At 60.4% G+C, this 25,923-nt stretch carries 20 protein-coding genes; 17 read left to right on the forward strand and 3 right to left on the reverse strand.

The genetic code is table 11. The annotated features are described in order from the left end of the window. Positions 1-211 precede the first annotated feature (211 nt). Entirely contained in the window at positions 212-2,173 is a 1,962-nt protein-coding gene (gene aceF, locus PMA3_RS01765; RefSeq protein WP_064675556.1) for a dihydrolipoyllysine-residue acetyltransferase, read from the reverse strand. An 11-nt stretch (positions 2,174-2,184) separates the two neighbouring features. Further along, positions 2,185-4,830: a pyruvate dehydrogenase (acetyl-transferring), homodimeric type gene (gene aceE, locus PMA3_RS01770; RefSeq protein WP_064675557.1), complete on the reverse strand. Its 2,646-nt coding sequence runs from the start codon at positions 4,828-4,830 to the stop codon at positions 2,185-2,187. A gap of 383 nt (positions 4,831-5,213) precedes the next feature. On the opposite strand from aceE, the gene glnE reads away from it, so the two are divergent. The 16 genes from glnE (at position 5,214) to PMA3_RS01850 (ending at position 24,037) form a co-directional block, all read left to right on the forward strand. After that, complete coding sequence (glnE, locus tag PMA3_RS01775; protein WP_064675558.1) at positions 5,214-8,153, forward strand: bifunctional [glutamate--ammonia ligase]-adenylyl-L-tyrosine phosphorylase/[glutamate--ammonia-ligase] adenylyltransferase; 2,940 nt, start codon at positions 5,214-5,216, stop codon at positions 8,151-8,153. Positions 8,154-8,202: 49 nt separating this feature from the next. Next, complete coding sequence (gene waaF / locus PMA3_RS01780) at positions 8,203-9,237, forward strand: lipopolysaccharide heptosyltransferase II (protein WP_064675559.1); 1,035 nt, start codon at positions 8,203-8,205, stop codon at positions 9,235-9,237. Between the two features lies 1 nt (position 9,238). After that, complete coding sequence (gene rfaC, locus PMA3_RS01785; protein WP_064675560.1) at positions 9,239-10,300, forward strand: lipopolysaccharide heptosyltransferase RfaC; 1,062 nt, start codon at positions 9,239-9,241, stop codon at positions 10,298-10,300. Then, a complete protein-coding gene (locus tag PMA3_RS01790; protein ID WP_064675561.1) occupies positions 10,300-11,424 on the forward strand; it encodes a glycosyltransferase family 4 protein in 1,125 nt (374 codons plus the stop codon). The genes rfaC and PMA3_RS01790 overlap by 1 nt, the downstream gene beginning before the upstream one ends. Continuing rightward, positions 11,421-12,227, forward strand: a complete 807-nt coding sequence (rfaP, locus tag PMA3_RS01795) for a lipopolysaccharide core heptose(I) kinase RfaP (protein ID WP_064675562.1) — start codon at positions 11,421-11,423, stop codon at positions 12,225-12,227. Before PMA3_RS01790 ends, rfaP begins: the two co-directional genes overlap by 4 nt. Further along, positions 12,227-12,961: a lipopolysaccharide kinase InaA family protein gene (locus PMA3_RS01800; RefSeq protein WP_064675563.1), complete on the forward strand. Its 735-nt coding sequence runs from the start codon at positions 12,227-12,229 to the stop codon at positions 12,959-12,961. The genes rfaP and PMA3_RS01800 overlap by 1 nt, the downstream gene beginning before the upstream one ends. Then, on the forward strand, positions 12,958-13,710 hold the full coding sequence (locus PMA3_RS01805) for a lipopolysaccharide kinase InaA family protein (RefSeq protein ID WP_064675564.1): 753 nt from the start codon (positions 12,958-12,960) through the stop codon (positions 13,708-13,710). The genes PMA3_RS01800 and PMA3_RS01805 overlap by 4 nt, the downstream gene beginning before the upstream one ends. Then, complete coding sequence (locus tag PMA3_RS01810; protein WP_064675565.1) at positions 13,710-15,161, forward strand: lipopolysaccharide kinase InaA family protein; 1,452 nt, start codon at positions 13,710-13,712, stop codon at positions 15,159-15,161. The genes PMA3_RS01805 and PMA3_RS01810 overlap by 1 nt, the downstream gene beginning before the upstream one ends. 243 nt (positions 15,162-15,404) lie before the next feature. Next, positions 15,405-15,737, forward strand: a complete 333-nt coding sequence (locus PMA3_RS01815) for a YceK/YidQ family lipoprotein (RefSeq protein ID WP_064675566.1) — start codon at positions 15,405-15,407, stop codon at positions 15,735-15,737. A 177-nt stretch (positions 15,738-15,914) separates the two neighbouring features. Continuing rightward, positions 15,915-17,672 (forward strand): carbamoyltransferase family protein, encoded by a 1,758-nt coding sequence (locus PMA3_RS01820; RefSeq protein WP_064675567.1) that lies wholly within the window; start codon positions 15,915-15,917, stop codon positions 17,670-17,672. Beyond that, positions 17,656-18,786 carry a glycosyltransferase gene (locus PMA3_RS01825; RefSeq protein WP_064675568.1) on the forward strand — a complete coding sequence of 377 codons (1,131 nt, stop codon included), beginning with the start codon at positions 17,656-17,658 and terminating at the stop codon, positions 18,784-18,786. Before PMA3_RS01820 ends, PMA3_RS01825 begins: the two co-directional genes overlap by 17 nt. Next, a complete protein-coding gene (locus tag PMA3_RS01830) occupies positions 18,786-19,682 on the forward strand; it encodes an antimicrobial resistance protein Mig-14 (protein WP_064675569.1) in 897 nt (298 codons plus the stop codon). The genes PMA3_RS01825 and PMA3_RS01830 overlap by 1 nt, the downstream gene beginning before the upstream one ends. Positions 19,683-19,690: 8 nt before the next feature. After that, positions 19,691-21,121 (forward strand): PIG-L deacetylase family protein, encoded by a 1,431-nt coding sequence (locus PMA3_RS01835; RefSeq protein ID WP_064675570.1) that lies wholly within the window; start codon positions 19,691-19,693, stop codon positions 21,119-21,121. Further along, positions 21,118-22,074 (forward strand): glycosyltransferase, encoded by a 957-nt coding sequence (locus PMA3_RS01840; RefSeq protein WP_064675571.1) that lies wholly within the window; start codon positions 21,118-21,120, stop codon positions 22,072-22,074. The genes PMA3_RS01835 and PMA3_RS01840 overlap by 4 nt, the downstream gene beginning before the upstream one ends. 55 nt (positions 22,075-22,129) lie before the next feature. Continuing rightward, positions 22,130-22,891 (forward strand): hypothetical protein, encoded by a 762-nt coding sequence (locus tag PMA3_RS01845; protein ID WP_064675572.1) that lies wholly within the window; start codon positions 22,130-22,132, stop codon positions 22,889-22,891. A 48-nt stretch (positions 22,892-22,939) separates the two neighbouring features. After that, the gene (locus tag PMA3_RS01850) at positions 22,940-24,037 is read left to right on the forward strand and encodes a glycosyltransferase family 4 protein (RefSeq protein WP_064675573.1); all 1,098 of its coding nucleotides are present in this window, start codon (positions 22,940-22,942) and stop codon (positions 24,035-24,037) included. On the opposite strand, the gene PMA3_RS01855 is transcribed toward PMA3_RS01850, so the two are convergent. Then, positions 24,032-24,598, reverse strand: a complete 567-nt coding sequence (locus PMA3_RS01855) for a BUD32 family EKC/KEOPS complex subunit (protein WP_237140684.1) — start codon at positions 24,596-24,598, stop codon at positions 24,032-24,034. The genes PMA3_RS01850 and PMA3_RS01855 overlap by 6 nt on opposite strands. Positions 24,599-24,748: 150 nt before the next feature. On the opposite strand from PMA3_RS01855, the gene PMA3_RS01860 reads away from it, so the two are divergent. After that, a complete protein-coding gene (locus tag PMA3_RS01860; protein WP_064675575.1) occupies positions 24,749-25,921 on the forward strand; it encodes an O-antigen ligase family protein in 1,173 nt (390 codons plus the stop codon). The last annotated feature ends 2 nt before the right edge of the window (positions 25,922-25,923 follow it).

The following is a 25,923-nucleotide window of genomic DNA, read 5'->3' on the forward strand; positions in this document are numbered from 1 at the left end:
TAGATTCGTATCAATAAGACTATTGATTGGACCCTAAAAAATACTGGGTAAAAATGGACTGGAGTTGTGGGCGGTATCAGCCACAACTGTAGGAAGTAAAAACGTCAGGCAAAAAAAGCCCCGCCAAATGGGCGGGGTTGAGGTACGAGCGTGTGGCGCTCGGAAAGCGTGGAACGCAACCGGCCCTCCGGTGAAGGAGGGCCGGTCGGTGTTACAGCAGGATGGTGCGGATGTCCGCCAGCAGGGCGCTCAAACGCTGGGTGAAGCGTGCTGCAGCGGCGCCGTTGATCACACGGTGATCGTAGGACAGCGACAGCGGCAGCATCAGTTTCGGCTGGAAGGCTTTGCCGTCCCAGACTGGCTGGATGGTTGCCTTGGAAACACCGAGGATCGCCACTTCCGGCGCGTTGACGATCGGCGTGAAGCCGGTGCCGCCAATGTGGCCGAGGCTGGAAATGGTGAAGCAGGCGCCTTGCATGTCGTCAGCGGTGAGCTTCTTGTCGCGGGCTTTGGCGGCCAGCACGGCGGCTTCGGCTGCCAGTTGCAACAGGCTCTTCTGGTCGACGTTCTTGATGACCGGTACCAGCAGGCCATCAGGGGTGTCGACGGCGAAGCCGATGTTTACGTACTTCTTGCGGATGATCGCCTTGCCGCTTGGCGCCAGCGAACTGTTGAAGTCCGGCAGTTCCTTGAGCATGTGCGCGCAGGACTTGAGCAGCAGCGGCAGGATGGTCAGCTTGACGCCGGCCTTTTCCGCAACGGCTTTCTGAGCGACACGGAACGCTTCCAGCTCGGTGATATCAGCCAAATCGAACTGAGTCACGTGCGGAATGTTCAGCCAGCTGCGGTGCAGGCTCGACGCGCCGATTTGCATCAGGCGAGTCATCGGCACTTCTTCGATTTCGCCGAAACGGCTGAAGTCCACGACCGGAATCGGCGGGATACCCGCGCCGCCGGTTGCGCCAGGAGCAGCGGCCGGTGCTTGCTTGGCCTTCTGCATCATGGCCTTGACGTAAACCTGCACGTCTTCCTTGAGGATGCGACCGTGCGGACCGCTGGCGCCGACGGCGTCCAGTTCGACGCCGAACTCACGAGCCAGTTGGCGTACAGCCGGGCCTGCGTGAACCTTGGCGCCCGGCTTGGCCGGTGCCGCAGCAGGTGCCGCCGCTGCCGGAGCAGCAGGGGCTGCGGCGGCTGGAGCAGTAGCAGCAGCGCTCGGTGCCGCAGCGGCCGGAGCCGGGGCAGCAGCCGGTGCCGCGCCTTTGACTTTCAGCTTCAGGATCAGGTCGCCGGTACCGACTTCGTCGTCCAGCTTGATGGAAACGCTTTCCACCACGCCAGCGGCAGGCGATGGAATTTCCATGCTCGCCTTGTCGGATTCCAGGGTGATCAGCGACTGGTCGGCTTCAACGGTGTCGCCGGCCTTGACCAGGACTTCGATGATCTTGGCCTTGCCCGACGAACCGATGTCCGGGACATGAATGTCCTGAACGCTGTCGGCAACCGGTGCAGCGGCAGCGGCTGGCGCAGGAGCAGCGGCAGCGGCAGCAGGCGCAGCAGCCTGAGCTGGAGCGGCGGCAGCCGGTGCCGCAGCACCTGCCACTTCCAGATCCAGAATCAGATCGCCAGTGCCGACTTCGTCGTTGAGCTTGACGCTGATGGCCTTGACCACGCCAGCGGCAGGCGATGGAATTTCCATGCTCGCCTTGTCGGATTCCAGGGTGATCAGCGACTGATCAGCCTCGACGGTGTCGCCGACCTTGACCTGGATCTCGATGATCTGGGCTTTGCCCGACGAACCGATGTCCGGCACGTGCACTTGCTGAACCGAAGCGGCAGCAGGGGCCGCGGCAGGAGCTGCCGGCGCTGGAGCGGCAGCCGGTTTCTCTTCAGCCTTGGGCGCTGGCGCAGCGGCAGCCGCAGGGGCAGCCGCAGCGGCACCTTCGACTTCCAGCTCCAGCAGTTCGTCGCCTTCTTTCAGGCGATCGCCCAGCTTCACTTTCAGGCTTTTGACGATGCCGGCCTTGGGCGCAGGCACTTCCATGCTCGCCTTGTCCGACTCAAGTGTCAGGATGCTCTGCTCGGCTTCGATACGGTCGCCGACCTTCACAAACAGTTCAATTACTTCACCTTCACCGCTGCCGATGTCAGGTACGCGAATGAGTTCGCTCACAGAGTGTCTCCTCAGCAGTCCAGTGGGTTGCGTTTTTCCGGGTTGATCCCGAACTTGGCGATGGCTTCAGACACCACCTTGGGTTCGATATCACCACGGTCAGCCAAGGCTTCCAGGGCTGCCAACACCACGAAATGACGGTCGACTTCGAAGAAGTGACGCAGCTTCTTGCGGCTGTCACTGCGGCCGAAACCGTCGGTGCCCAGGACTTTGAATTCCTTGGACGGGACCCACTGACGAATTTGCTCAGCGAACAGCTTCATGTAGTCGGTAGAGGCGATGACCGGACCTTTACGGCCGTTCAGGCACTCTTCCACATAGCTGAGCTTAGGCTTCTGGCCCGGGTGCAGACGGTTGGTGCGCTCAACGGCCAGACCATCGCGACGCAGTTCGTTGAAGCTGGTAACGCTCCAGACGTCAGCGCCGACGTTGAACTGTTCACGCAGAATCTTCGCCGCTTCACGGACTTCACGCAGGATGGTGCCGGAGCCCATCAGCTGAACGTGGTGCGCCGCTTCGCGGGTGTCTTCCTCGAGCAGGTACATGCCCTTGATGATGCCTTCCTCGACACCGGCCGGCATGGCTGGCTGCTGGTAGGACTCGTTCATCACGGTGATGTAGTAGAAAACGTCCTGCTGCTGTTCGGTCATCTTCTTCATGCCGTCCTGGATGATCACCGCCAGCTCGTAGCCGTAGGTTGGATCAAAGGTGCGGCAGTTCGGGATGGTGGCAGCCAGGATGTGGCTGTGACCGTCTTCGTGTTGCAGGCCTTCGCCGTTCAACGTGGTCCGGCCTGCGGTACCGCCGATCAGGAAGCCACGGGTACGGCTGTCGCCGGCAGCCCAGGCAAGGTCGCCGATACGCTGGAAGCCGAACATCGAGTAGAAGATGTAGAACGGCAGCATTGGCTGGTTGTGGCTGGAGTACGAAGTACCGGCAGCGATGAAGGAGCTCATGGCGCCCGCTTCGTTGATGCCTTCTTCGAGGATCTGGCCCTTCTTGTCTTCCTTGTAGAACATCACCTGGTCTTTATCGACTGGCTCGTAGAGCTGGCCGACGGAGGAGTAGATGCCCAACTGACGGAACATGCCTTCCATACCGAAGGTACGGGCTTCGTCCGGGATGATCGGCACGATACGCGAACCGATTTCCTTGTCCTTGACCAGTTGCGCGAGGATCCGCACGAAGGCCATGGTGGTAGAGATTTCACGGTCGCCCGAGCCGTCCAGGATTGCCTTGAGGGTATCCAGCGGTGGCGTCGGGATGTCGAAGCTTTTGGCGCGGCGCTGTGGCACGAAACCGCCCAGTGCAGTGCGGCGCTCGCTCAGATAGCGGGCTTCGGCGCTGTTTGGCTCTGGCTTGAAGAACGGCAGGTTTTCCAGCTCTTCGTCCTTGACCGGAATGTCGAAGCGATCACGGAACAACTTCAGGCTGTCGACATCGACTTTCTTGGTGTTGTGCGCAGTGTTTTTCGCTTCGCCGGCACCGGTGCCATAACCCTTGATGGTCTTGGCCAGGATGACGGTCGGTTGTTCTTTGTGGTTGACCGCTTCGTGGTATGCCGCGTAGACCTTGTACGGGTCGTGGCCGCCACGGTTGAGTTTCCAGATCTCGTCGTCGGACAGGTCTGCAACCATCGCCTTGAGTTCTGGCGAGTTGAAGAAGTGTTCACGCACGAACGCGCCGTCTTTGGCTTTGTAGTTCTGGTACTCGCCGTCGATGACTTCGTCCATGCGACGTTGCAGGATGCCGTCGACGTCTTTGGCCAGCAGCGGGTCCCAGAAACGGCCCCAGATGACTTTGGTCACGTTCCACTGAGCACCGCGGAACACGCCTTCGAGTTCCTGGATGATCTTGCCGTTGCCGCGAACCGGGCCGTCGAGGCGCTGCAGGTTGCAGTTGATGACGAAGATCAGGTTGTCGAGCTTCTCGCGGCCAGCCAGCGAGATCGCGCCCAGGGATTCCGGCTCGTCGCACTCGCCGTCGCCCAGGAAGCACCAGACTTTCTGCTTGCCTTCAGGAATGAAGCCACGGGCTTCCAGGTACTTCATGAAGCGCGCCTGGTAGATCGCCTGGATCGGGCCCAGACCCATGGAGACGGTCGGGAACTGCCAGAAGTCAGGCATCAGCCATGGGTGCGGGTAGGACGACAGGCCCTGACCGTCGACTTCCTGGCGGAAGTTGTTCATCTGGTCTTCGGTGATGCGGCCTTCCATGAACGCACGGGCGTAAACGCCTGGCGAGGTGTGGCCCTGGAAGTAGATCAGGTCGCCGCCGTGCTCGTCGGTCGGGGCCTGGAAGAAGTAGTTGAAGCCGATGTCATACAGGGTCGCACTGGAAGCGAAGCTGGAGATGTGACCACCCAGGTCAGAATCTTTCAGGTTCGTACGCATTACCATGGCCATCGCGTTCCAGCGTACCAACGAGCGAATGCGGCGTTCCATGAACAGGTCGCCAGGCATGCGTGCTTCGTGGGTAACGGGGATGGTGTTGCGGTACGGCGTGGTGATGGCGTAAGGCAACTGCGAACCGCTGCGGGTCGCGAGTTCACCCATACGGGTCATCAGATAGTGAGCGCGGTCTTCGCCTTCTTTGTCGAGAACCGATTCCAGGGCGTCCAGCCATTCCTGGGTTTCGACGGGATCGAGGTCTTGCATGGCTTGCTCCAGGGCGGAAAGGCTTCCAGAATCGGTTGCCTGAGTTTGCGACTGGCCTTGTGGGCAGACGATATAAATTCTTGGATTGCCGAGAGGTTGTTCCGGCGGCGTGTAGTTTTACTACAAATCATCGGGCATTTCAGCCTTTCGAATGTATATACGAGTAGTAAAACTACAGATGAGCGGCTTGTGGCCTCCAGCTGCGTTGTGAGAATAATCGTTAAGGTTGGTCTTTTGCCAACCGGAAAAGGTGAAAGCTTGATGCTGTCTGCCAAAAATAAAGAAAATTCAGCTATTTCTAACCTTTGTTCGACAGTCGATCAGGTAGTGCATTCTCGCGAATCACTACATGCAGCCCTCTACACGCCGATCAAGGATAGACCATGAGCCTCCCTTTGCTTGCCGAACTGCCCGCCGTCCTTCTGCCGCTTGTCTCCCGGGCCGAGCAGTCGTTGCGTACGGCCGCCGCCGCGCTGGACAACGACCAGGGGCTGTCTGGCTGGACACCTGAACGCTGGGCCCAATTCGCCCGCGTCACCGCCGCCAGCGACTTCGTGATCGAACAAACTGCGCGCGACCCTTCCATGTTGCTGGAGCTGGTGCAGTCCGGGGAACTGGACCGCAGTTATGCGCCCGGTGAGTTGTGCGGGCAGATTGCGGCAACGGTGAGCGCGGTCCAGACCGACGATGAGCTCGGCCGCGTCCTGCGCCGCCTGCGCAATCGCCACCAGGTTCGGATCATCTGGCGCGACCTGACCCGTCAGGCCGATCTGGTCCAGACCTGCCGCGACCTCTCGGACATGGCCGATGCCAGCATCGATCAGGCCTATCAGTGGTTGTACTCGCGACATAGCCAGCAATTCGGCGTGCCCACCGGCCGGCGCAGTGGCGAACCGCAACAGATGGTCATCCTTGGCATGGGCAAGCTCGGCGCGGTGGAGCTCAACCTGTCGTCGGACATCGACCTGATTTTCGCGTACCCCGAGGGTGGAGAAACCGTCGGTGTGAAGCGCTCGCTGGATAACCAGGAATTTTTCATTCGGCTTGGCCAGCGTCTGATCAAGGCGCTGGACCCGATGACTGTCGACGGCTTCGTGTTCCGTGTCGACATGCGCCTGCGGCCCTACGGTTCGGCAGGCGCACTGGTGCTGAGCTTCAATGCGCTGGAGCAGTATTACCAGGATCAGGGCCGCGACTGGGAGCGCTACGCCATGATCAAGGCGCGGGTGGTGGCTGGCGATCAAGTGGCCGGCGCGCAGTTGCTCGACCTGTTGCGGCCGTTCGTTTACCGGCGTTATCTGGACTTTTCGGCCATCGAGGCGCTGCGCACCATGAAGCAGCTGATCCAGCAGGAAGTCCGGCGCAAGGGCATGGCCGACAACATCAAGCTGGGCTCCGGCGGCATCCGTGAAGTGGAGTTCATCGCCCAGGCCTTCCAGCTGATCCACGGTGGTCGCGACCTGAGCCTGCAACAACGTCCTCTATTGAAAGTGCTGAGCACGCTGGAAGGTCAGGGTTACCTGCCGCCGGCGGTGGTGAGCGAACTGCGCGAAGGCTATGAATTCCTGCGCTACACCGAGCACGCCATCCAGGCGATTGCCGACCGCCAGACCCAGATGCTGCCGGACGGCGCTCGGGACCAGGCGCGCATTGCCTTTATGTTGGGTTTCGACGATTGGGCCGCTTTCCACGAGCAGCTCATGTATTGGCGCGGCCGGGTAGCGTGGCACTTCGGCCAGGTGATCGCCGACCCCGACGAAGAACAAGGCAGTGAAAACGAAGTGGTGGTCGGCGGTGAATGGTTGCCGCTGTGGGAAGAAGCCCAGAACGAAGAAGCGGCCTGCCGCCAATTGGAAGAGGGCGGGTTCACCGATGCTACCAAGGCGCTGAAAGCCTTGGCCGGCCTGCGCGGCAGCCCGCAGTTGCGTGCCATGCAGCGCCTGGGACGTGAACGCCTCGATGCCTTCATTCCGCGCTTGCTGGCGCAAGCCGTGGAACACGCCAATCCCGATCTGGTGCTGGAGCGGGTGCTGCCATTGGTCGAAGCCGTGGCCCGCCGTTCTGCGTACCTGGTGTTGCTGACCGAAAACCCCGGCGCACTAAGACGCTTGCTGACCCTGTGCGCCGCGAGCCCGTGGATAGCCGAACAAATCACGCGCTTCCCGCTGCTGCTCGATGAACTGCTCAACGAAGGCCGACTGTTCAAGCCGCCCTTGGCGCCGGAACTGGCCGCCGAGTTGCGCGAGCGCCTGACACGGATTCCCGAGGACGACCTCGAACAGCAGATGGAGGCCCTGCGGCATTTCAAACTGGCGCACCGCTTGCGAGTGGCGGCCTCGGAAATCGCCGGGAGCCTGCCGTTGATGAAAGTCAGCGATTACCTGACCTGGCTGGCCGAAGCGATTCTCGAACAGGTACTGGCCCTGGCCTGGCGCCAGACCGTGGCCAAGTACGGCACGCCGTTGCGCACCGACGGCACCCTGTGCGATCCCGGATTCGTCATTGTCGGTTACGGGAAAGTCGGTGGGCTGGAATTGGGGCATGGTTCGGACCTGGACCTGGTGTTCATCCACGACGGCGATCCGCAGGCGGAAACCGACGGACCCAAGCCTATCGATGGCGCCCAGTTCTTCACTCGGCTCGGGCAACGGATCATTCACTTGCTGACGACCCAGACCAACTCCGGTCAGCTTTACGAAGTGGACATGCGCCTGCGTCCGTCCGGTGCCTCCGGGTTGCTGGTCAGTTCCCTGGGGGCGTTTGCCCGTTATCAGGAAATCGAAGCCTGGACCTGGGAGCATCAGGCATTGGTGCGGGCGCGGGTACTGGTGGGCAGTGAGGATGTCGGCCGGGCGTTCGAAAAAGTGCGTGCCGCGGTGTTGGGCAAATCACGAGACCTGGCAACCTTGCGTCAAGAGGTCAGCGAGATGCGCGCCAAGATGCGCGATAACCTCGGCAGCAAGAGCACCGCGGCAGGCACCGGGGCAAACGCCTTCGAGGCCACGGCGCCATTCGATCTCAAGCAAGACGCCGGAGGTATCGTCGATATTGAATTTATGGTGCAATACGCGGCTCTGGCGTGGTCGCAAACGCATCCGTCATTGCTGCGCTGGACCGACAACATCCGCATTCTGGAGGGGCTGGAGGAGGAAGGGCTGATGCCCGCCGAAGACGCCAGCCTGTTGCGTGAGGCCTATAAAGCCTACCGTTCCGCCGCCCACCGGCAGGCCTTGCAGAAGGACCCCGGCGTGATACCCGGCGACCAGTTCGCGGACGAACGACGGCAGGTACTGCGGATCTGGCGTGAGCTAGGGTTAAGCTGATTCTCGAGCGGGGAGGCATATGCCTCCCCGGTTCGTTTATGGAAACCACATGAAAATTCTGATCGTTGGGCCCAGTTGGGTCGGTGACATGGTGATGGCGCAGACACTGTTTCAGTGCCTCAAGCAACGCCACCCGCAATGCGAAATCGACGTGCTGGCCCCCGAGTGGAGCCGGCCGATTCTCGAGCGCATGCCCGAAGTGCGACGGGCCTTGAGCTTTCCGCTCGGCCACGGCGCCCTGGAGCTGGCGACCCGTCGACGCATCGGCAAATCCCTGGCCGGCCAGTACGACCAGGCGATCCTGCTGCCCAATTCCCTGAAGTCGGCGCTGGTGCCGTTCTTCGCCGGTATCCCGAAACGCACCGGCTGGCGTGGCGAGTTCCGTTATGGCCTGCTCAATGACGTGCGCACGCTGGACAAAGAACGCTACCCGCTGATGATCGAGCGCTTCATGGCCTTGGCTTACGAGCCCGGCCTTGAGCTGCCCAAGCCTTATCCGCGGCCGAGCCTGCAAATCGATCCGGTCAGCCGGGAAGCGGCGCTGGCCAAGTTCGGTCTGACCCTAGACCGTCCGTTGCTGGTGCTGTGCCCCGGTGCCGAGTTCGGCGAATCCAAGCGCTGGCCGTCCGAACACTACGCCAAGGTCGCCGAAGCGAAGATTCGTGAAGGCTGGCAAGTCTGGTTGTTCGGTTCGAAGAACGATCATGGCGTTGGCGAAGACATCCGGTCGCGGCTGATTCCCGGCTTGCGTGAAGAGTCGGTGAACCTCAGTGGCGGCACGTCCCTGGCCGAAGCCATCGACCTGATGTCCTGCGCCGACGCGGTAGTCTCCAACGACTCCGGTCTGATGCATGTCGCTGCCGCGCTGAATCGCCCGCTGGTGGCGGTATACGGCTCGACCTCGCCGGGCTTCACGCCGCCATTGGCCGAACACGTCGAGATCGTGCGCCTGGGCATCGAATGCAGTCCGTGCTTCGATCGCACGTGCCGCTTCGGGCATTACAACTGCCTGCGTCAGCTGATGCCGCATGCGGTGAACGAAGCCTTGCAGCGGTTGCAGGGCACTGTGGTCGAGGTCAAATAATTTGCGGGTTCTGCTGATCAAGACTTCTTCGCTGGGCGACGTGATTCACGCGTTGCCAGCGCTGACCGACGCGGCGCGAGCGATCCCCGGCATCCAGTTCGACTGGGTGGTGGAGGAGGGTTTTGCCGAAATTCCGACCTGGCACCCGGCTGTGGGCAAGGTGATTCCAGTGGCGATTCGTCGCTGGCGCAAGAATATCTGGCAGACCATCAAGAGTGGCGAGTGGAAGCGCTTCAAGCAAAGTGTTCGCGCTAACAAATATGATTTGGTGATCGATGCCCAAGGCCTGCTCAAAAGTGCCTTGCTGACCCGATATGCCAAAGCCCCGGTGGCCGGGCTGGATAAAAACTCGGCCCGTGAGCCGATTGCCGCACGCTTCTATTCCCGGCGTCTGGCCGTGGCCCGTGGGCAACACGCGGTGGAGCGGGTGCGTCAGCTATTTGCCGTGGCCCTGGGTTACGACCTGCCAAAAGGCATGGGCGATTACGGCTTGAACGTCGAACGACTGGTGGAGTTGCCGCGCAAGAATCCTTACGTGGTGTTCCTGCACGGCACCACTTGGGACACCAAACACTGGCCTGAAGCCTACTGGCGCGAGCTGGCCGAGCGTGTCGGCTTTCTCGGTGTGGCGGTGAAGCTGCCGTGGGGTAATCCGATCGAGAAAGCCCGCGCCGAGCGCATCGCCAAAGACATGAAACACGTCGAAGTGCTGCCCAAGCTGAACCTGGCGGGCGTCGGCAAGGTGCTGGCCGGGGCGCAAGCCTGCGTCGCGGTGGACACCGGACTCGGGCACCTCGCCGCGGCGCTGGATGTGCCAACGCTGTCGTTGTTCGGCCCGACCAACCCGGGCCTTACCGGTGCCTATGGTAAATCGCAGATTCACATCGCCAGCGATTTCCCTTGTGCGCCGTGTATGCAAAAGAAATGTACGTATCAACCGACAGCTGAAGATGCCCGTCAGTTTGATCTTAAGCGCGAGTGGCCCCTGTGCTTCACGCGTCTGAACCCCGAGCGTGTCGCGAGCCGATTGAGCACGTTGTTACTGGCTGAGGAGCTGCGCTGATGCAATTGGCATTTGTCTTGTACAAGTACTTTCCCTTTGGCGGCTTGCAGCGCGATTTCATGCGTATCGCCTTGGAATGCCAGCAGCGAGGCCATCAGATTCGCGTCTACACGCTGATCTGGGAAGGTGACATCCCACCGGGCTTCGAAGTGCTGGTGGCGCCGGTCAAGGCGTTGTTCAACCATCGGCGCAATGAAAAGCTCAGCGAGTGGATGGAAGCGGACTTGGCCAAGCGTCCGGTAGACCGCTTGATCGGTTTCAACAAGATGCCGGGCCTGGACGTTTACTACGCCGCCGACGGTTGCTTCGAAGACAAGGCGCAGAATCTGCGCAACTCGCTGTACCGTCGCTGGGGTCGCTATCGACACTTCGCCGAGTACGAGCGCGCGGTGTTCGCCAAGGACGCCAAGACTGAAGTGCTGATGATTTCCGAGGTCCAGCAGCCGCTGTTCATCAGGCATTACGACACGCCGCTGCAGCGCTTCCATCTGCTGCCGCCAGGCATCGCCCAGGACCGTCGTCGTCCACCGGACGCGGATGAAATTCGCGCCGGGTTTCGCGCCGAATTCAAGCTGAAGGACGATGAACTGTTGCTGGTGCAGATCGGCTCCGGGTTCAAGACCAAGGGTGTGGATCGCAGCCTCAAGGCGCTGGCCGCATTGCCCGCGGACCTGAAGAAACGCACCCGGTTGTTTGTAATTGGCCAGGACGACCCCAAGTTATTCCAGATGCAAAGTGCCGCCTTGGGCCTTGGGGACAACGTGACGTTCCTCAAGGGTCGTAGCGATATCCCGCGTTTCCTGCTCGGTGCCGATCTGTTGATTCACCCGGCGTATAACGAAAACACCGGGACCGTGTTGCTTGAAGCCCTGGTGGCCGGGTTGCCGGTGCTGGTGAGTGCGGTGTGTGGTTATGCCCATTACATCGCCGAGGCCGATGCCGGTCTGGTGCTGGACGAGCCTTTCGATCAGGCACAGTTGACCCAATACCTGACGGGGATGTTGAACGACGATCAAGCGCGGGCGGCCTGGAGCCGCAACGGCCTGGCCTTCGCCGAGACGGCCGACCTCTATAGCATGCCGCAGCACGCGGCCGATGTGATTCTCGCGGAGCACGCGCAATGAAGTTGATGCTGGCTGAACCGTTCAAGAGCCTCTGGGCCGGACGCGACCCGTTCGCCGAAGTCGAGAAGCTCGAGGGCGAGGTGTATCGCGAGCTTGAAGCGCGCCGCACCCTGCGTACCGTGGTTGATGGCAATGGCTTTTTCGTGAAGATCCACCGCGGCATTGGCTGGGGCGAGATCGTCAAGAATCTGATCACAGTCAAGCTGCCTGTGCTCGGTGCCGGCCAGGAATGGAAGGCTATTCAACGCCTGCAAGAAGTCGGCGTGCCGACCATGACCGCCGTCGCTTACGGCGAGAAAGGCAGCAACCCGGCGGATCAACACTCGTTCATCATTACCGAAGAACTGGCACCCACCGTCAGCCTCGAAGATTTCAGTATCGATTGGGTCAAGCAGCCGCCGTTGCCCAAGCTCAAGCGTGCGCTCATTGCCGAAGTCGCGCGCATGACCGGCATGATGCACCGCGCTGGCGTCAATCACCGCGACTGTTACATCTGCCACTTCCTGCTGCACACCGACAGACCGGTGACGGCTGAAGACTTGAAGCTGTCGATAATCGACCTGCACCGCGCCCACACCCGCCCGACGATTACCCAGCGCTGGCGCAACAAGGACCTGGCGGCGCTGTATTTTTCGGCGCTGGACATCGGCCTGACCCGTCGCGACAAACTGCGTTTCCTCAAGGGCTATTTCCAGCAGCCCTTGCGCCAGATCCTCGGCGAAGAAGCCGGGTTGCTCAGCTGGCTCGAAGGCAAGGCCAACAAGCTCTATGAGCGTAAACAGCGATACGGGGACGCGCTCTGATGCCAGGCTGGAAACTGGAACCTGCTTACAGCGATCTGGCAGAAGATTTCGGCAGCCTCGAGGCAGTGTTTGCGCTCGAGGGTGAGCGCTTGACCCATGACCTGCTGTCCGAGGTCATTCGCGTCAAGCGCAATGGCGTCAACTATTACGTCAAACGCTACGTCGGTGCGGGTAAGGGGCTGCGTCGTTACCTGGGCAAGCCCCGGGTCAAAGCCGAGTGGCAGAACCTCAAGCGCTTCGCCAAGTGGGGCATTCCCACGGCCGAGGTGGTGGCCTGGGGGCTGGAGCGGCGCGGCGCGGCTTATGATCGCGGCGCGATGATCACCCGCGAACTGCCCAATACCGAAGATCTGTCCGCCCTGGCCGAACGGCATGATCCCAAGCTGGCGGACCGCGCCTGGGTCGACACCGTCAGTCGACAGTTGGCCAGCTACACCCGGACCATGCACGATCATCGCTTCACCCATAACGATTTGAAGTGGCGCAACCTGTTGATCGACGATCAGGCCCGGTTGTTTCTGATCGACTGCCCCAACGGCGACTTCTGGCGTGGCTTCTGGCTCAAATACCGCATTACCAAGGATCTGGCCTGCCTGGACAAGGTGGCCAAGTATCAACTGTCGGCCACCCAGCGCCTGCGCTTTTACCTGCAATACCGGCAACGGACCCGGCTCGATGCAGCTGACAAAAAAAGGATCCGGCACGTGGTGAGATTTTTCGAGGGGCGCGAATGACTGATTTTCTCGCCGCGCAAGACCGGGCGCTGCTCGCGCGTCACGGCCTCGACACCTTCGATGCACTCTGGGCCAGGCAACTCGACGCCGTGGATGAGCCCAACACCGCGCGCGGTGGCTGGAGCAGCGTGTTTCGGCTGGATCTGGAAGGTCAGGGTTACTACCTCAAGCGCCAGAGCAACTATCAAATGCGCACCTTGCATGCACCGTTTGGCGAGCCGAGTTTTGCCCGGGAATTTCGCAACATCAGTCGCTATGAGCGCTTTGGGATTCCCGCACTGAAGGCGGCGTTTTTCGGTGAGCGCAAAGTCGATGGCGAGGTTCGGGCGATTCTGTTGACCCGTGCCCTCGACGGCTGGGATGACCTGGATTCGTTTTTGCAGCGCTGGTCGGATTTAAGCGCCGCCCAGCACTCGATGATTCTGCAGGCCTGTGGGCAATTGGCCCGGCGTCTTCATGGCGCGCGTCAGGTTCACGGCTGCTTCTACCCCAAGCATATTTTTCTCCAGGCCACCGGCGAAGGTTATCAGGCCCAACTGATCGACCTGGAAAAGACCCGGCCATTATTGTTCGGTTCGCGTGACCGGGCCAAAGACCTGGAGCCGTTGCTGCGCCGGGCGCCGGAGTGGACCGAAGCGCAGTTGCGCGAGTTACTGGCCGCCTATCTGGATCAACCCCGGGACAGCACGCTGATCGATAGCTGGCTGACCCGCCTGCACGCGCGACGCAGCCACAAGGAGACCCGCTGATGCGTTTGTCCGAGCTGAAAAATGCTGGCCGCAGTCCTGGCCTGCCCATGAGTATTTCACTGGCCGATGCCGCCGGTCCTGCCGAGTTGCAGTTGCTGAGCCTGTTGCGGGTATTGCCCGGGCAGCGTTATGTCGGCGCCGGAGTCTGGCGCGGTCGGCCGGTGTTGGCCAAATTATTGGTCGGCAGCAAGGCGGCGCGGCATTTTCAGCGTGAACTGGAGGGTGTGCGACTGCTCGCCGCCCAGGGCCTGACCACCCCGCAGCTGTTGGCCGACGGCCTGAAAGAGGGCGAGGGCGGGTGGCTGCTGTTTGATTTCCTTGAAGGCGCCGAGAGCCTGGGGGAGGCCTGGAAGCGGGTCGAGACTTTGCCCGTGTTGGCGGATGAGCAATCGGCGGTCCTGGCCGATGCGCTGGGGGCGATTGGTCAGCTGCACCGCAAAGGCCTGTGGCAGGAAGACCTGCATCTGGACAATCTGCTGCGCCAGCGCGGCCGGCTGTATTTGATCGATGGCGCGGGCATCCGTGTCGAGACGGCCGGCAAACCGCTGTCGCGGCAGACAGTGTTGGAAAACCTCGGCGTGTTTTTTGCCCAGTTGCCCAAGTCGCTGGAGCCCTTCACCGAAGAATTGCTGGTGTATTACCTGCTGAGCAACGGCGAGCATGCCTTGCCCATGGAGGCCTTGCAGGCGCAGATCGACAAGGTTCGGCGCTGGCGCCTCAAAGACTTTCTGATCAAGGTCGGTCGTGAGTGCACGCTGTTCAGTGTCCAGCGCGGGCCATTCGGCTTGCGGGCGATTCGCCGCGAGGAAGAAGCCGCGATGCGGCCGGTGCTGGCGCAGGCCGACGCGTTGCTCGATCAGGGCCATCTGTACAAGACCGGCGGTGCGGCGAGCGTCGGCAAGGTCGACGTGGCTGGCCGTACGCTGGTGATCAAGCGCTACAACATCAAGGGCTTCGCCCACTGGCTCAAACGCTTCTGGCGCCCGAGCCGGGCCTGGCACTCCTGGCGCGAAGGCAATCGGCTGGCGTTTCTTGGCATTGCCACGCCCAAGCCCTTGGCGTTGCTGGAAAGGCGGTTTCTCTGGTTGCGCAACCGGGCTTATCTGATCACCGAGCACCTGTCTGGGCCGGACATCATTGAGCGCTTTGCGCCGTACATTGAGAGCGGCGATGCGCCGGAGGCTGAACTGGTGGCGCTGGATCATTTGTTTGCGCAGTTGATTCGCGAGCGGATCAGCCATGGGGATTTCAAGGGGCACAACCTGTTCTGGCAGGAAGATCGCTGGGCGCTGATCGACCTGGATTCGATGTGTCAGCATGGCTCTGCGGGCAGCTTTGCGCCGGCGTATGCGCGGGATCGGGCAAGATTCATGCGTAACTGGCCCGAGGCCAGTGCGCTTTATCGAGTCATCGATCAGCGTCTGCCCAGAGACATCTCCAGCGCTGCCTGAGTCCCTATCGCGAGCAAGCTCGCTCCCACAGTGGTTCTCGGCCGTACACAAAATACGTGCGCGACACTGATCCAGTGAGGGAGCGAGCTTGCTCGCGAAGAGGCCGGCACATCCAGCGAAAATGCCGCGAGTGTCACCAGAGGACAAGTTCTTCTGAAATGTCCTACATGATCTCCAGACCCCGTGAACTATGCTCTGAATAGCCACGATGCTAGCTTGCCTGATGTACTTGGAGGGCAGGTCGTGACGATAAAAAGGGCTGTTGTAATCGGAGCTTTCTCACTGGCTTTATCCGGGTGCGGGACCGCGGTCACGGTACTGCAGGATGACGCCGAAACGGCAAAGGATCTCCGACAAAGGCAGACCTACTGTCAATCCGTCCCTCGCGCCTACAGCGGTCTGGTCTACGACTTCTGCATACTCAACTCTCCGCCCAGCTATACGGCAGGTGGAGCACAAGTGGGCTTTATTCCCCTGATCTTTTTCGACCTCGTCGCCTCCGGGGTACTGGACACGATCATCCTGCCTTACACCATTTATCGCCAGAGCGAGGACGGGAGCCTCTGGATCAGGTGACGGCACCGCAATTGCGATGCGTTCTGCCGCGACAGACCTGTGTAAACAACCGCAGGGTCATTCCCGCCATGTTTACGCTATAATCCCGCCCTTTAGCTGTCTCTCGCCCCTCGCGAGGGGCACATCAATTTTCGAGGCGCCTTGCGCCTGCATGCAGACTAAAGAGGCTAGACCCCTGTGGCATTGACGATTCTTGGCCTGTCCGGCGCCCTTAGCCATGATCCTTCCGCAGCCTTGTACATCGACGGCAAGCTGGTCGCGGCAGCTGAAGAAGAGCGCTTTGTACGCGATAAACATGCAAAGAACCGCATGCCTTACGAATCGGCGAAATTCTGTCTCGAGCAGGCTGGCATCAAGCCGTCCGATGTTGACGTGGTAGCGATTCCATTCGCACCGATCAGCCTGTTCGGCAAGGCCCGCTGGCAATACGCCAAGCGTTACTGGTATGCCCCGGACCGCGCCCTTGACGCGATCCTGATGGGCAACCGTCGCTACAAGCGCTATCGCAACAAGATTGTCTGGTGCCTTGAGCAACTGGGCTTCGATCCGAAGAAAATCAAGATCGAGCCGGTCGAACACCACCTGGCCCACGCCTCCAGCGCTTACCACTGCTCCGGCTTCAAGGAGAAAACCGCAATCCTGGGGATCGACGGCAAGGGTGAGTACGCCACGACCTTCTTCGGTTACGGCGAAAACGGCAAGATCCACAAGATCAAGGAATTCTTCGATCCGGACTCCCTCGGCGGCCTGTATGGCGCGATCACCGAGTTCCTCGGTTTCGATATGCTCGATGGCGAGTTCAAGGTCATGGGCATGGCGCCGTATGGCGACGCCAGCAAATACGATTTCTCGCGCCTGGCTTCGTTCGAAAACGGCGAGCTGGTGATCAATACCGACTACGCCAACGTCATCGGCCTGCGTCGCTACAAAGAGAAGGGCAAAGGCTACTACTTCTCGCCGAAGCTGATCGAGTGGCTGGGACCGAAGCGCGAAGGCGACATCGCCGACGAGCCGTACATCCACTACGCCGCGAGCATTCAAGCGCTGTTTGAAAAAATCTCGCTGCAAATGATCGACCATTACCTGGGCGACGTGCTCAAGGAAACCGGCAAGCTGGCCTACGCCGGTGGCTGTGCGTTGAACGTCAAGCTGAACCAGAAAATCATCGCCCGCGATGACGTTAAAGAGCTGTTCGTGCAGCCTGCGTCCGGCGATGCCGGCACCGCGGTCGGCGCGGCAGCCTATGTGTCTCACGCCCGTGGTGTGCCGGTCGAGAAGATGGAACACGTTTACCTCGGCCCGTCGTACACAAACGAAGACGTCCTCGCTGCATGCGCCCGTCACCCGAGCAAGCCGGTATGGCGCAAGCTTGAGAACATGCCGGAAAACATCGCCAAGATCATGGTCGATGGCAACCCGGTAGCCTGGTTCCAGGGCCGCATGGAGTTCGGTCCGCGCGCCTTGGGCGGTCGTTCGATCATTGGTTGCCCGAGTGCGACCGGCGTGGCTGACCGCATCAACCACCAGATCAAGTTCCGCGAGCGCTGGAGGCCTTTCTGCCCGTCGATGCTCGACACCGTTGCACCGCAGATGATCAAGATCGATCACCCGGCGCCGTTCATGACCTTCACCTTTGAAGTGGCGGAAGAGTGGAAAACCCGCGTGCCGGAAGTCGTCCACGAAGACGGCACATCCCGAGCCCAGGTGCTCAAGCGCGAATACAACCCACGCTACTACGACATGATGAAGGCACTGGAAGTGCTGACCGGCAACGGCGTGTCGCTGAACACCTCGCTCAACCGTCGTGGCGAACCGATGATCTGCTCGCCGACGGACGCCCTGAACATGTTTTTCGGTTCCGATCTACAGTATTTGATCATGGAAGACATCCTGGTGGTCAAAGAGGGCGCGAACGCATATGACACGCTCGGCTGAACGCCATGTGCTGCAGTTCTGTCACGGCTATGACGGGCCGTTCCTGGACTGCGCCCGGCAGTACGCCAGCCTGTTCGCGGGGACCGGTTATCGAGTGACCACGGTGTTTCTGACCGGGGCCGCCGATGCCGAAGTGGCCGCGGGCTGCGCTTGCGATGAAGTGCTGTTCATGGAATACAGCTCCAAGGCCATTCGTGGCTTGAAGCTGGGCGCCATCGGCGATTTGCGCAAGATCGCCGCCTCGCGCAATTTCAGTTTCTGTATAGCTCACCGTTTCAAGCCGATTTATATCGCCTTGCTGGGCACTTCGCTGCCTGTGATTGGCGTGCATCACGCCTTTGACGATTACAAGCGTGGCACCCGTAAACTCTTCGCGAATATTTTCCGCAAGCGCTTGTGCCTGCTTGGCGTTTCCGATGCGGTGCGTGACGACATGCGCAGTTGCCTGCCGAAATGGCCGGCCGCGCGTATTCAAACGCTCTATAACCGAATCGACGTACTGGCCTTGCAAGAGAGCCAGGTGTCGGTTCGCGAAGCTCGGGAATCCCTCGGTCTGTCGATGGATGCGTGGATCGTCGGCAACGTCGGGCGACTGCACCCGGACAAGGATCAGGACACGCTGTTGCAAGGTTTTGCCACAGCGCTGCCGGGTTTGCCGGTCAACAGCCAACTGGTGATTCTCGGCGCCGGTCGACTGGAGCAGGACCTCAAGGCCCTGGCGCGTGAGCTGGGCATTGGCGACCGCGTGCTGTTCCTCGGCCAGGTACCCGAGGCCCGGCGTTATTTCCGTGCCTTCGATGCATTTGCCCTGAGCTCCGATCACGAACCATTCGGCATGGTGTTGCTGGAGGCCATGGCCGCCGGTGTGCCGTTGCTCGCCACGGCGTGTGGCGGCGCAAAGGAAGTGGTCGAAGGCGTAGGCATTCTGTTTCCGCTGGGCGATGCCGGGCGTTTGGCTCAAGGCCTGCAACATCTGGCCGCCATGGACGAACAGCAACGTCATCAGTGTGCCGAGCTGATGCTCGACCGCTTGCAAGAGCGCTTCTCCGACCGCGCGGTGCGTGACGCCTTCTGGCGTTTGCCGCCGGTCACCGAACTGGCACCGAGGGGCTGATGCTCAACCGATTTCAAGGCTGGCGAGAACGGGGCTGGACGGCAGTCGACGCCTCGATCTACGCCGAGACCTGGCAACGTTATGGCGGCAGTGTCGCCACTCATCCCATGGTGGTCGAACGGCTGGCGCAGCTGGCGGACATCCCGGTGCGCTACCTGGCCTGGGAGCAAAACGGCGAAGTCAAAGCCGCTATTCCGACCTGGGGGCGTGACCTGGCCTTGTCCAAGGATGTGCTCAAGCGCCGAGGTAAAAAGGGTTTGTTCGACCTCGGCAATGCCGAATTCATTCTGCCGGCCGCTGCCGATGCCCAAGCCCCGCTGCGCCATCGCGGGCGCTATCTGTCGGCGTTGAATGAAGGCCGCTTTACCGGCATCAGGTTGCAGGCCGAACAATTGGCCATGGCCCGCACTCCCGAAGAACTGTCGAAGAAGTTCCGTTACAACCAGCGCCGCGAATTGCGTCTGCTGGAAGAGGCGGGTGGAGTGGTGCGACCGGTCAGCGAATTTTCCAGCAGCGAGCTGGCGGCTATCTATTGCGACCTGTTCCAGCGTCGTTGGGGTTTTCCGGCGACGGGTGCCGAACGCATGGCCGAGGTTATCGAGTTGCTGCGTGACTTGTTGATCGGCTCGGTGATTTTCCTCAACGATGCGCCGATAGCGATTCAACTGGTCTACCGTGTGGAGACACCCCAGTGGATCAGTGTCGAGTACATCAACGGGGGCGTCGATCCTGAAACCCGTGAGTTCAGTCCCGGCAGCGTCTTGAGTTTTCTCAACACGCAAAGCGCCTGGGAGCATGCCCGGGCGCTGGACAAACCCCTGCGCTTTTCTTTCGGTCGCGCCGACCGTGAATACAAGGACCGCTGGTGCAATCCTGTACCGGTGTTCACCGTATGAGCCAGCCCATGAATCGCAAACAGCAACTGCTCAAGCGCCATCGGCGCAACAAGCGCATCGGCCTGTTGATTGCGCTGGTGCTGTTGATTGCCTGCGGCGTACTGGTGGTCTGGTGGCTGCCGGTGGTGCTCGCGGTGCTGGGCTGGATTGCCCACGAGGCATGGTTTGCCGATCATCTGTTCTATTCGCCCACAGACGATTATCAGTACAGCTTCCCACCGTACACCCAGCAGCCCAAGGTGCACCTGGACGGGGACCGGTTGCGGCTGGACGAGGGCGTGATGCTGGTCGACAACGCCACGCTGATATTGGCGCTGCGGATAAAAAGCACCTGGCTGGGACGTTTTATCGATCCCGTTGTCGAGCTGGTCGGTGGTGCCGATCCGGACCGCCAGACCTTCGAGCGTGGCGTCGATGGTTTGCGTTACCTCAATCTCACGGGGCAGGCCGCTGCACTGTCACAGGGTGAGTTGCGACTGCGCGGACGTTACTGCCGATTGCTCGGCGAGCCGGTGCTCTCGGCGTTCGAACATCCGGATTACAGCCGTCAGCGGGTGATGGTGATCGCACCCCACGCCGACGACGCCGAGCTGGCCGCATTCGGTTTGTACAGCGGTGCCGAACAAAGCTGGATCGTGACCATCACCGCCGGTGAAATCGAGGCCGGGCACTATCGACAGATGGGGCTCGATGACGTCGAAGCGTCCCGGCTGAAGGGCTCGTTGCGCGCCTGGGACAGTGTCAGTGTGCCGTTGTGGGGAGGCGTGCCTGCGCAACGCTGTATTCAACTGGGCTATTTTTGCCTGCAGTTGCCTGCCATGCAGAGCGCACCGACCGAGGCCATAGCGTCCCGTGAAGCACAGCTGGGCGATACCCGATATTTCCGCCGATTCAATCCATTCGCCTTGGGCAGTGACGTCGATGGCCTGCCGTCCTGGAATAATCTGCTGGCTGATTTGCGTGAGTTGATCGAACGCATCGAGCCTCAGGTCATTGTCTTGCCGCACCCGCACCTGGATCCCCATCCGGACCACCTGTGTTCGCAGCAAGCGGTGATGCAGGCCTTGAGCGGCACCGCGTGGCAGCCCGAAACATTGCTGCATTACGCCAATCACCTGCACGACAACGATCGTTGGCCAATGGGCGACGCGGGCACGGGTGTGGCACTGCCGCCCCAGATCGGCGTGCATGAATCGTTGCGCCCCTGGACCCTGTGTCTGTCGACCGACAGCCAGCTGCGCAAGGCTATGTCGCTGGGCATGATGCACGACCTTCAGCCCCGGCCTCCCTTCAAGCGTCTGCTGCGCCGGGCGATACAACGTTGCCTGGCGGCTCGACGCTGGCGGGCGTTCGGCGAAAACGATTTTATGCGTAAAGCGGTGCGACGCCACGAGTTGTTCTGGGTCTGGGAATTGTCTGGAAAGAGAGAGTCCAATTGAAAGTCCTGTTTCTGGTGCAGAAAGAGCAGCGGGCGATTCTCGATCGGCTGTATGACGGCATCGCCGAGCATTGCGAGTGCGACAAGCGCGAATTGACCAGTGAAGAGCAAGACGACTTGCGTGGGTATTTCCGCAAGCATGTCGATGTGACCCGCTATGACCGTATCGTGTTTTTTCTGCGCTTCAAAAAAGAAATCAGGCAGGTGAGGTTCATCCAGACCGTGCCCAACCTGGTCATTCTTGAGCACGATGCCTACCAGAATTACATTCCGTGCAAATACACCGGCAAGTTCAGCGCCCATTATCACAAGCTGCCCTGGGCACGGGTGATCAGCTCGGGTTTCATGGTGAGCGAGCGCTTGCGCGCAGAGGGCTTCGACGCGGTATTCGTTCCAAAGGGGTACGACCAGACGTTGCTGCAAGACCAGGGTCGTGAGCGGGACATCGAGCTGGCGTTTGTCGGCAGCACCAACAGCGTCGCCTACAGTGGCCGCAAGGCACTGCTCGATGAGTTGGGACGCGTCGAATCGATGGTCGTCACGCGCACCAAATCCGGTGAAGAGTACTGCGACACGCTCAACCGCATTCGCTTCTTCGTCAGCGCCGATGTCGGCATGGGTGAATTCATGATCAAGAACTTCGAGGCCATGGCGTGTGGCTGTGTGTTACTGGCCTACGATCAGGGCTCGGCGGAAAGCAGCGCGCTGGGTTTGCAGGACATGCATAATGTGGTGCTCTATCAAGATGTCCCGCAGCTCCAGCAGAAGCTGGCCGTATTGCGGGCCGACCCGGAGCTTGCGCAGCGCATCGCCTCCAATGGTCGCGAACTGGCGGTCAGCCAGTTCAGTTTTGCGCGGATTGGCCAGCGTATCGTCGAAGCGCTCGAGCCTGCACTGCGCCCTGGGGCCCCGCTGGGGCTGCTGGAAAAAGTGCGTCTGAAACTGGGCGTTTGACAAGGGCTGGCTAGCCGATGATAGGGCTGGCACTTTGAGTTTAATCGGGAATCAGGTGCACTTCTCTAACGAAAGCAACATCACATTAGTGGTCACCAGCTGTGGCCGCCTGGACCTGCTCAAAATAACTCTCGAGAGTTTTGACCGGTTCAATACCGCCGCCATCCGCGAAGTCTTCATCACCGAAGATGCAGGCGATGATCAGGTGCACTCGGTCATTCCCGTCCATTGGAAAGATCACTGCACGGTGTTCGTCAATCGCCCGAAGCTTGGCCAGTTGGCGTCGATCGATCTGGCGTACGAACACGTCAGCACGCCTTACATCTTTCATTGCGAGGATGACTGGGAGTTCTATCGCCCGGGGTTTGTGGAAGACTCCATGGCCATCCTCGAGTTGCGCCCGGAAATTCTCCAGGTGTGGTTGCGCAACTATATCTACGATCTGTGTGTTCACAGCCCCTACATTCACCTGGGAGCACGTGAAATTGTCGGTGGGGTGCCGTGTTACCCGCTAATCTCCGATAAACCCGAGTGGCAGAGTTTTTCGCTCAATCCCGGGCTGCGTCGCATGAAGGAATATCGGCTTTGCGCCCCATTTGCCGAACACGGTGGCGAGAAAGCGTTGTCGCAACGTTACGCACAGCTTGATTTGACCGCCGTGACGCTGGAAGGGGATGCCGTTCGGCATACCGGATTTGGCCTTCATGTACAGACGTCGGTTGAACGTCGGCGCAAGGCGCGGCGCAGTCGACGTGATCATGTGAAGTCCGGATTGTTACTATTGCTGGGAGTCTGCATTGGCTGGTTCATCAACTAAGTGCACCACCGCTTGCCACCCGGGACCCATGCATTGGCTTGTTGCTCTATGAATATCCTTAACGTCATGTGGTCCGGTGGTGCTCCTTATGCGTCGATTCACAAGGTTCATCAGCAAATTCTCTCGCAGGCGTGCCCCACTGCATCAGTGAAGACCTGGCTGCTGCAAGGCAGCGTGTCCGAGTGTGGGCTGAGCGTTGGCGACGCCCGGGAATGGAAGCTGTCCTCTGCCCGTTTGAAAGGGCGGCATTTCTGGCGGCTGACGAAGCCCTGGATGCTGGCCGGCTTTCAGAAGGCGCTGTTGCAGAGCGAGGCGAACCTGCTGCTGCTCGATGGTCTGGGCGTCGCACGGACGCTATTGCCACTTGTCAAAAATTTGCCACGGATCCGCGCGGTGGTGATTTTTCATGGCTCCACGCGGCTGCGTGCTGCGGATCGAGCACTCTTCGAGGAGCTTACGGCGTCTTCCCGGCTGACCCTGGTCGCCGTGTCGAATACCCTGGCCGACCAGTTGAGCCGCGACCTCCAATTGCCCGTTTTGACCATGCGCAGTGCGTTCGACCCCGCCTCCTTCCGTTCGGCAGTGCTCACGCGAGAACAGGCCCGTGCCCGGTTGGGATTGCCCCTGGACAATACGCCGGTGCTCGGTGCGGTCGGACGATTCGAGGACAAGAAGGGTTTTGCGTGTCTATTGGACGCCTTTACTTCGGCCTTGCAACAACGACCCGATCTGCGCCTGGTGATCATTGGCGATGGATCGACCCGGGCAGCGCTGCAAGCTCGCATCGACCACCTGGGATTAAGTGCCCGTGTCACGTTGCCCGGTCATCTGGACGAGGCTGCGCAGCTTTACAGTGCCTTCGACTGGGTCGCGATCCCTTCGCTCAGCGAGGGGTTGGGGCTGATCATGCAAGAGGCCGTGATGGCGGGTGTGCCGGTCATGTCCAGCGAGTTGGCGGTGTTCCGCGAGCAGCTCGCTCATACGGGTTGGTACGCCGCCGTCGATGATGTCAGTGCCTGGAGCGATGCCATCGTGCGCGCATTCAGCGTCTCTGCGAAAGACGTCGCCGCCAGGCAGTATCTGGAACTGGCGCCGGACCAGGCATGGTCGGACTTCAGTCAGGTCGCCCGCCAATTGCTTTCATGACGGCAGAACGGCTTGCTCCAATGCTCGCATTGGAAAGCTGCCGTTCAGGTTCTCTCGGGCAATATAGCGGGCGAAGTGTTGCAGGTTGCGCTTGATCAGGCGCCTGGGCAGCGGTGCCTGCAGGAAACGCATGTCCGCCACATCGATCAGGCCCATGCGGTTGTCCGGCGTCACCACGATGTTTCCCAGGTGCAATGACCGAAAATAGATCCCCGACGCATGCAGGCTGCGGATCAGGCCTGCCAGAGCAGGCAGGTTCTGTTGCCAGTTGAAACCTTCCTTGTCGGCAATCTGGCGCAGGGTTTCTCCGGGCAGCGGCCGATACAGCACAGCCGTCATGCCGGGGGCTTGCAGTCGAAAGAACTCCAGGACCTCAAAGGTAGGCACACCGAGTTTTTGCAGTTCAATGGCATTGTCGATGAAGCGCTTCGAATACGGACGAAACATCGCGGAAGAAAAAATACGCTTGCGTCGAAACAGTTTGAGGATATTCCCATCCTGCAACAGGTAGACTTTCGGGCCGAAGCTATCGGCCTCCAGTATTCTGGCGCCTTCAATCATTCGATTTAAAGCGTCTTGCGCAAGTCGGGAGCATTGCATCGTAGGAAGCCTTGTTGGAATAGCGGGGCACTGTGGCGGGCAATGATGCCGAAAAGTTTCAGTTTTAACCATGCCGGGTTAGGCGGGGCGAACCAATCAAGGAGCACATTGATGCAGGAAACACGCTGGGCGCAAGCATGGATGACGATCGGTCTGCTGTGGTTCCTGTTGGCCATCGCCGTTGCGCCTACCAATAAACTCTATCAGCAGGGCCTGGTCGCAACGCTCTGGCTGCCCGCCTTGATGTTTGCCTGGACAGCACGGGCCAGGCTCGCGGAGTTGCTGGATAAGCAGCGCTGGGTCTATCTGCCATTGCTTGGCCTGATGGTCTGGTCATTGATCAGTCTGTCGTGGACCAACGTCGAGGAGCCGGGTCGCGAAGCCAAGCGCTTGTTGTACATCGGTGTGTTTCTGCTGTTCTTTCCGGTCTTTGCCAATGCCCGGCCCGAGCGGGTCATACGCGTCATGCAATGGGGCGGAATGGGTTTGGCGTTGACTGCGTTGGCCGCGATGGTCAAATTTTACCTGATCAATGGCAACGTCTGGTATGCGCGCGTCGAGGGTTTGGGCGAGTTGGCTCATCCGATCCTGGGTGGGTACGTCATTGGGCTGGCGGCTGTGTGGCTTGTTCATTGGGTCCCCCGCGATCGCTGGCTGCAAGCAGCCTGGGCGTTCGCGCTGGGATTGCTTGGGGTGTTCGTAGTGCTTAGCCAGAGCCGTGGTGCTGCGTTGGCGTTGTTCCTGACGCTGCTTGCCATGCCCATCTGGTGCCGCAATCGTCGCAGCCGCATCATTGCCGTGTCGGCATTGACAGTAGCGATGCTGGCTTTCTGGTTTCTCGAACCTTTGGTGTTGGCCCGCGGTGTTTCCTATCGTCCGCAAATCCTGATGGCGAGCCTGCAAATGATCGCCGAACATCCCTGGCAGGGGTTGGGGCTCGGCGGTGCCTACAGAGTGTTCGCCGACGGCATTTACTTTGATCATGCGCATAATCTGTTCACCCATGTCGCTATCGAGCTGGGTGTGCCAGGCCTGATATTGTGGTGCGCAGCCTGGATTGCAATCTTGTATCAAGCCTGGAAGGCCCGGGAAACGCTCTATGGCCAAGGAGTCATCGGCATCTGGCTATTTTCATCCCTGGCCATGCAGTTCGACGCGGCCAGCCTGACCGGAACGCCAAGGGCGGAGTGGTTCATCAGTTGGCTGCCCGTAGGTCTGGCCGGTGTTTTGGTATGGGCGCGGGCCGATTCCGGCGCTTGTGATAAAATTTCGCGTTCTTCCTAACC

Origin of the sequence: Pseudomonas silesiensis, from assembly GCF_001661075.1 — a bacterium.
GTDB lineage: Bacteria > Pseudomonadota > Gammaproteobacteria > Pseudomonadales > Pseudomonadaceae > Aquipseudomonas > Aquipseudomonas silesiensis.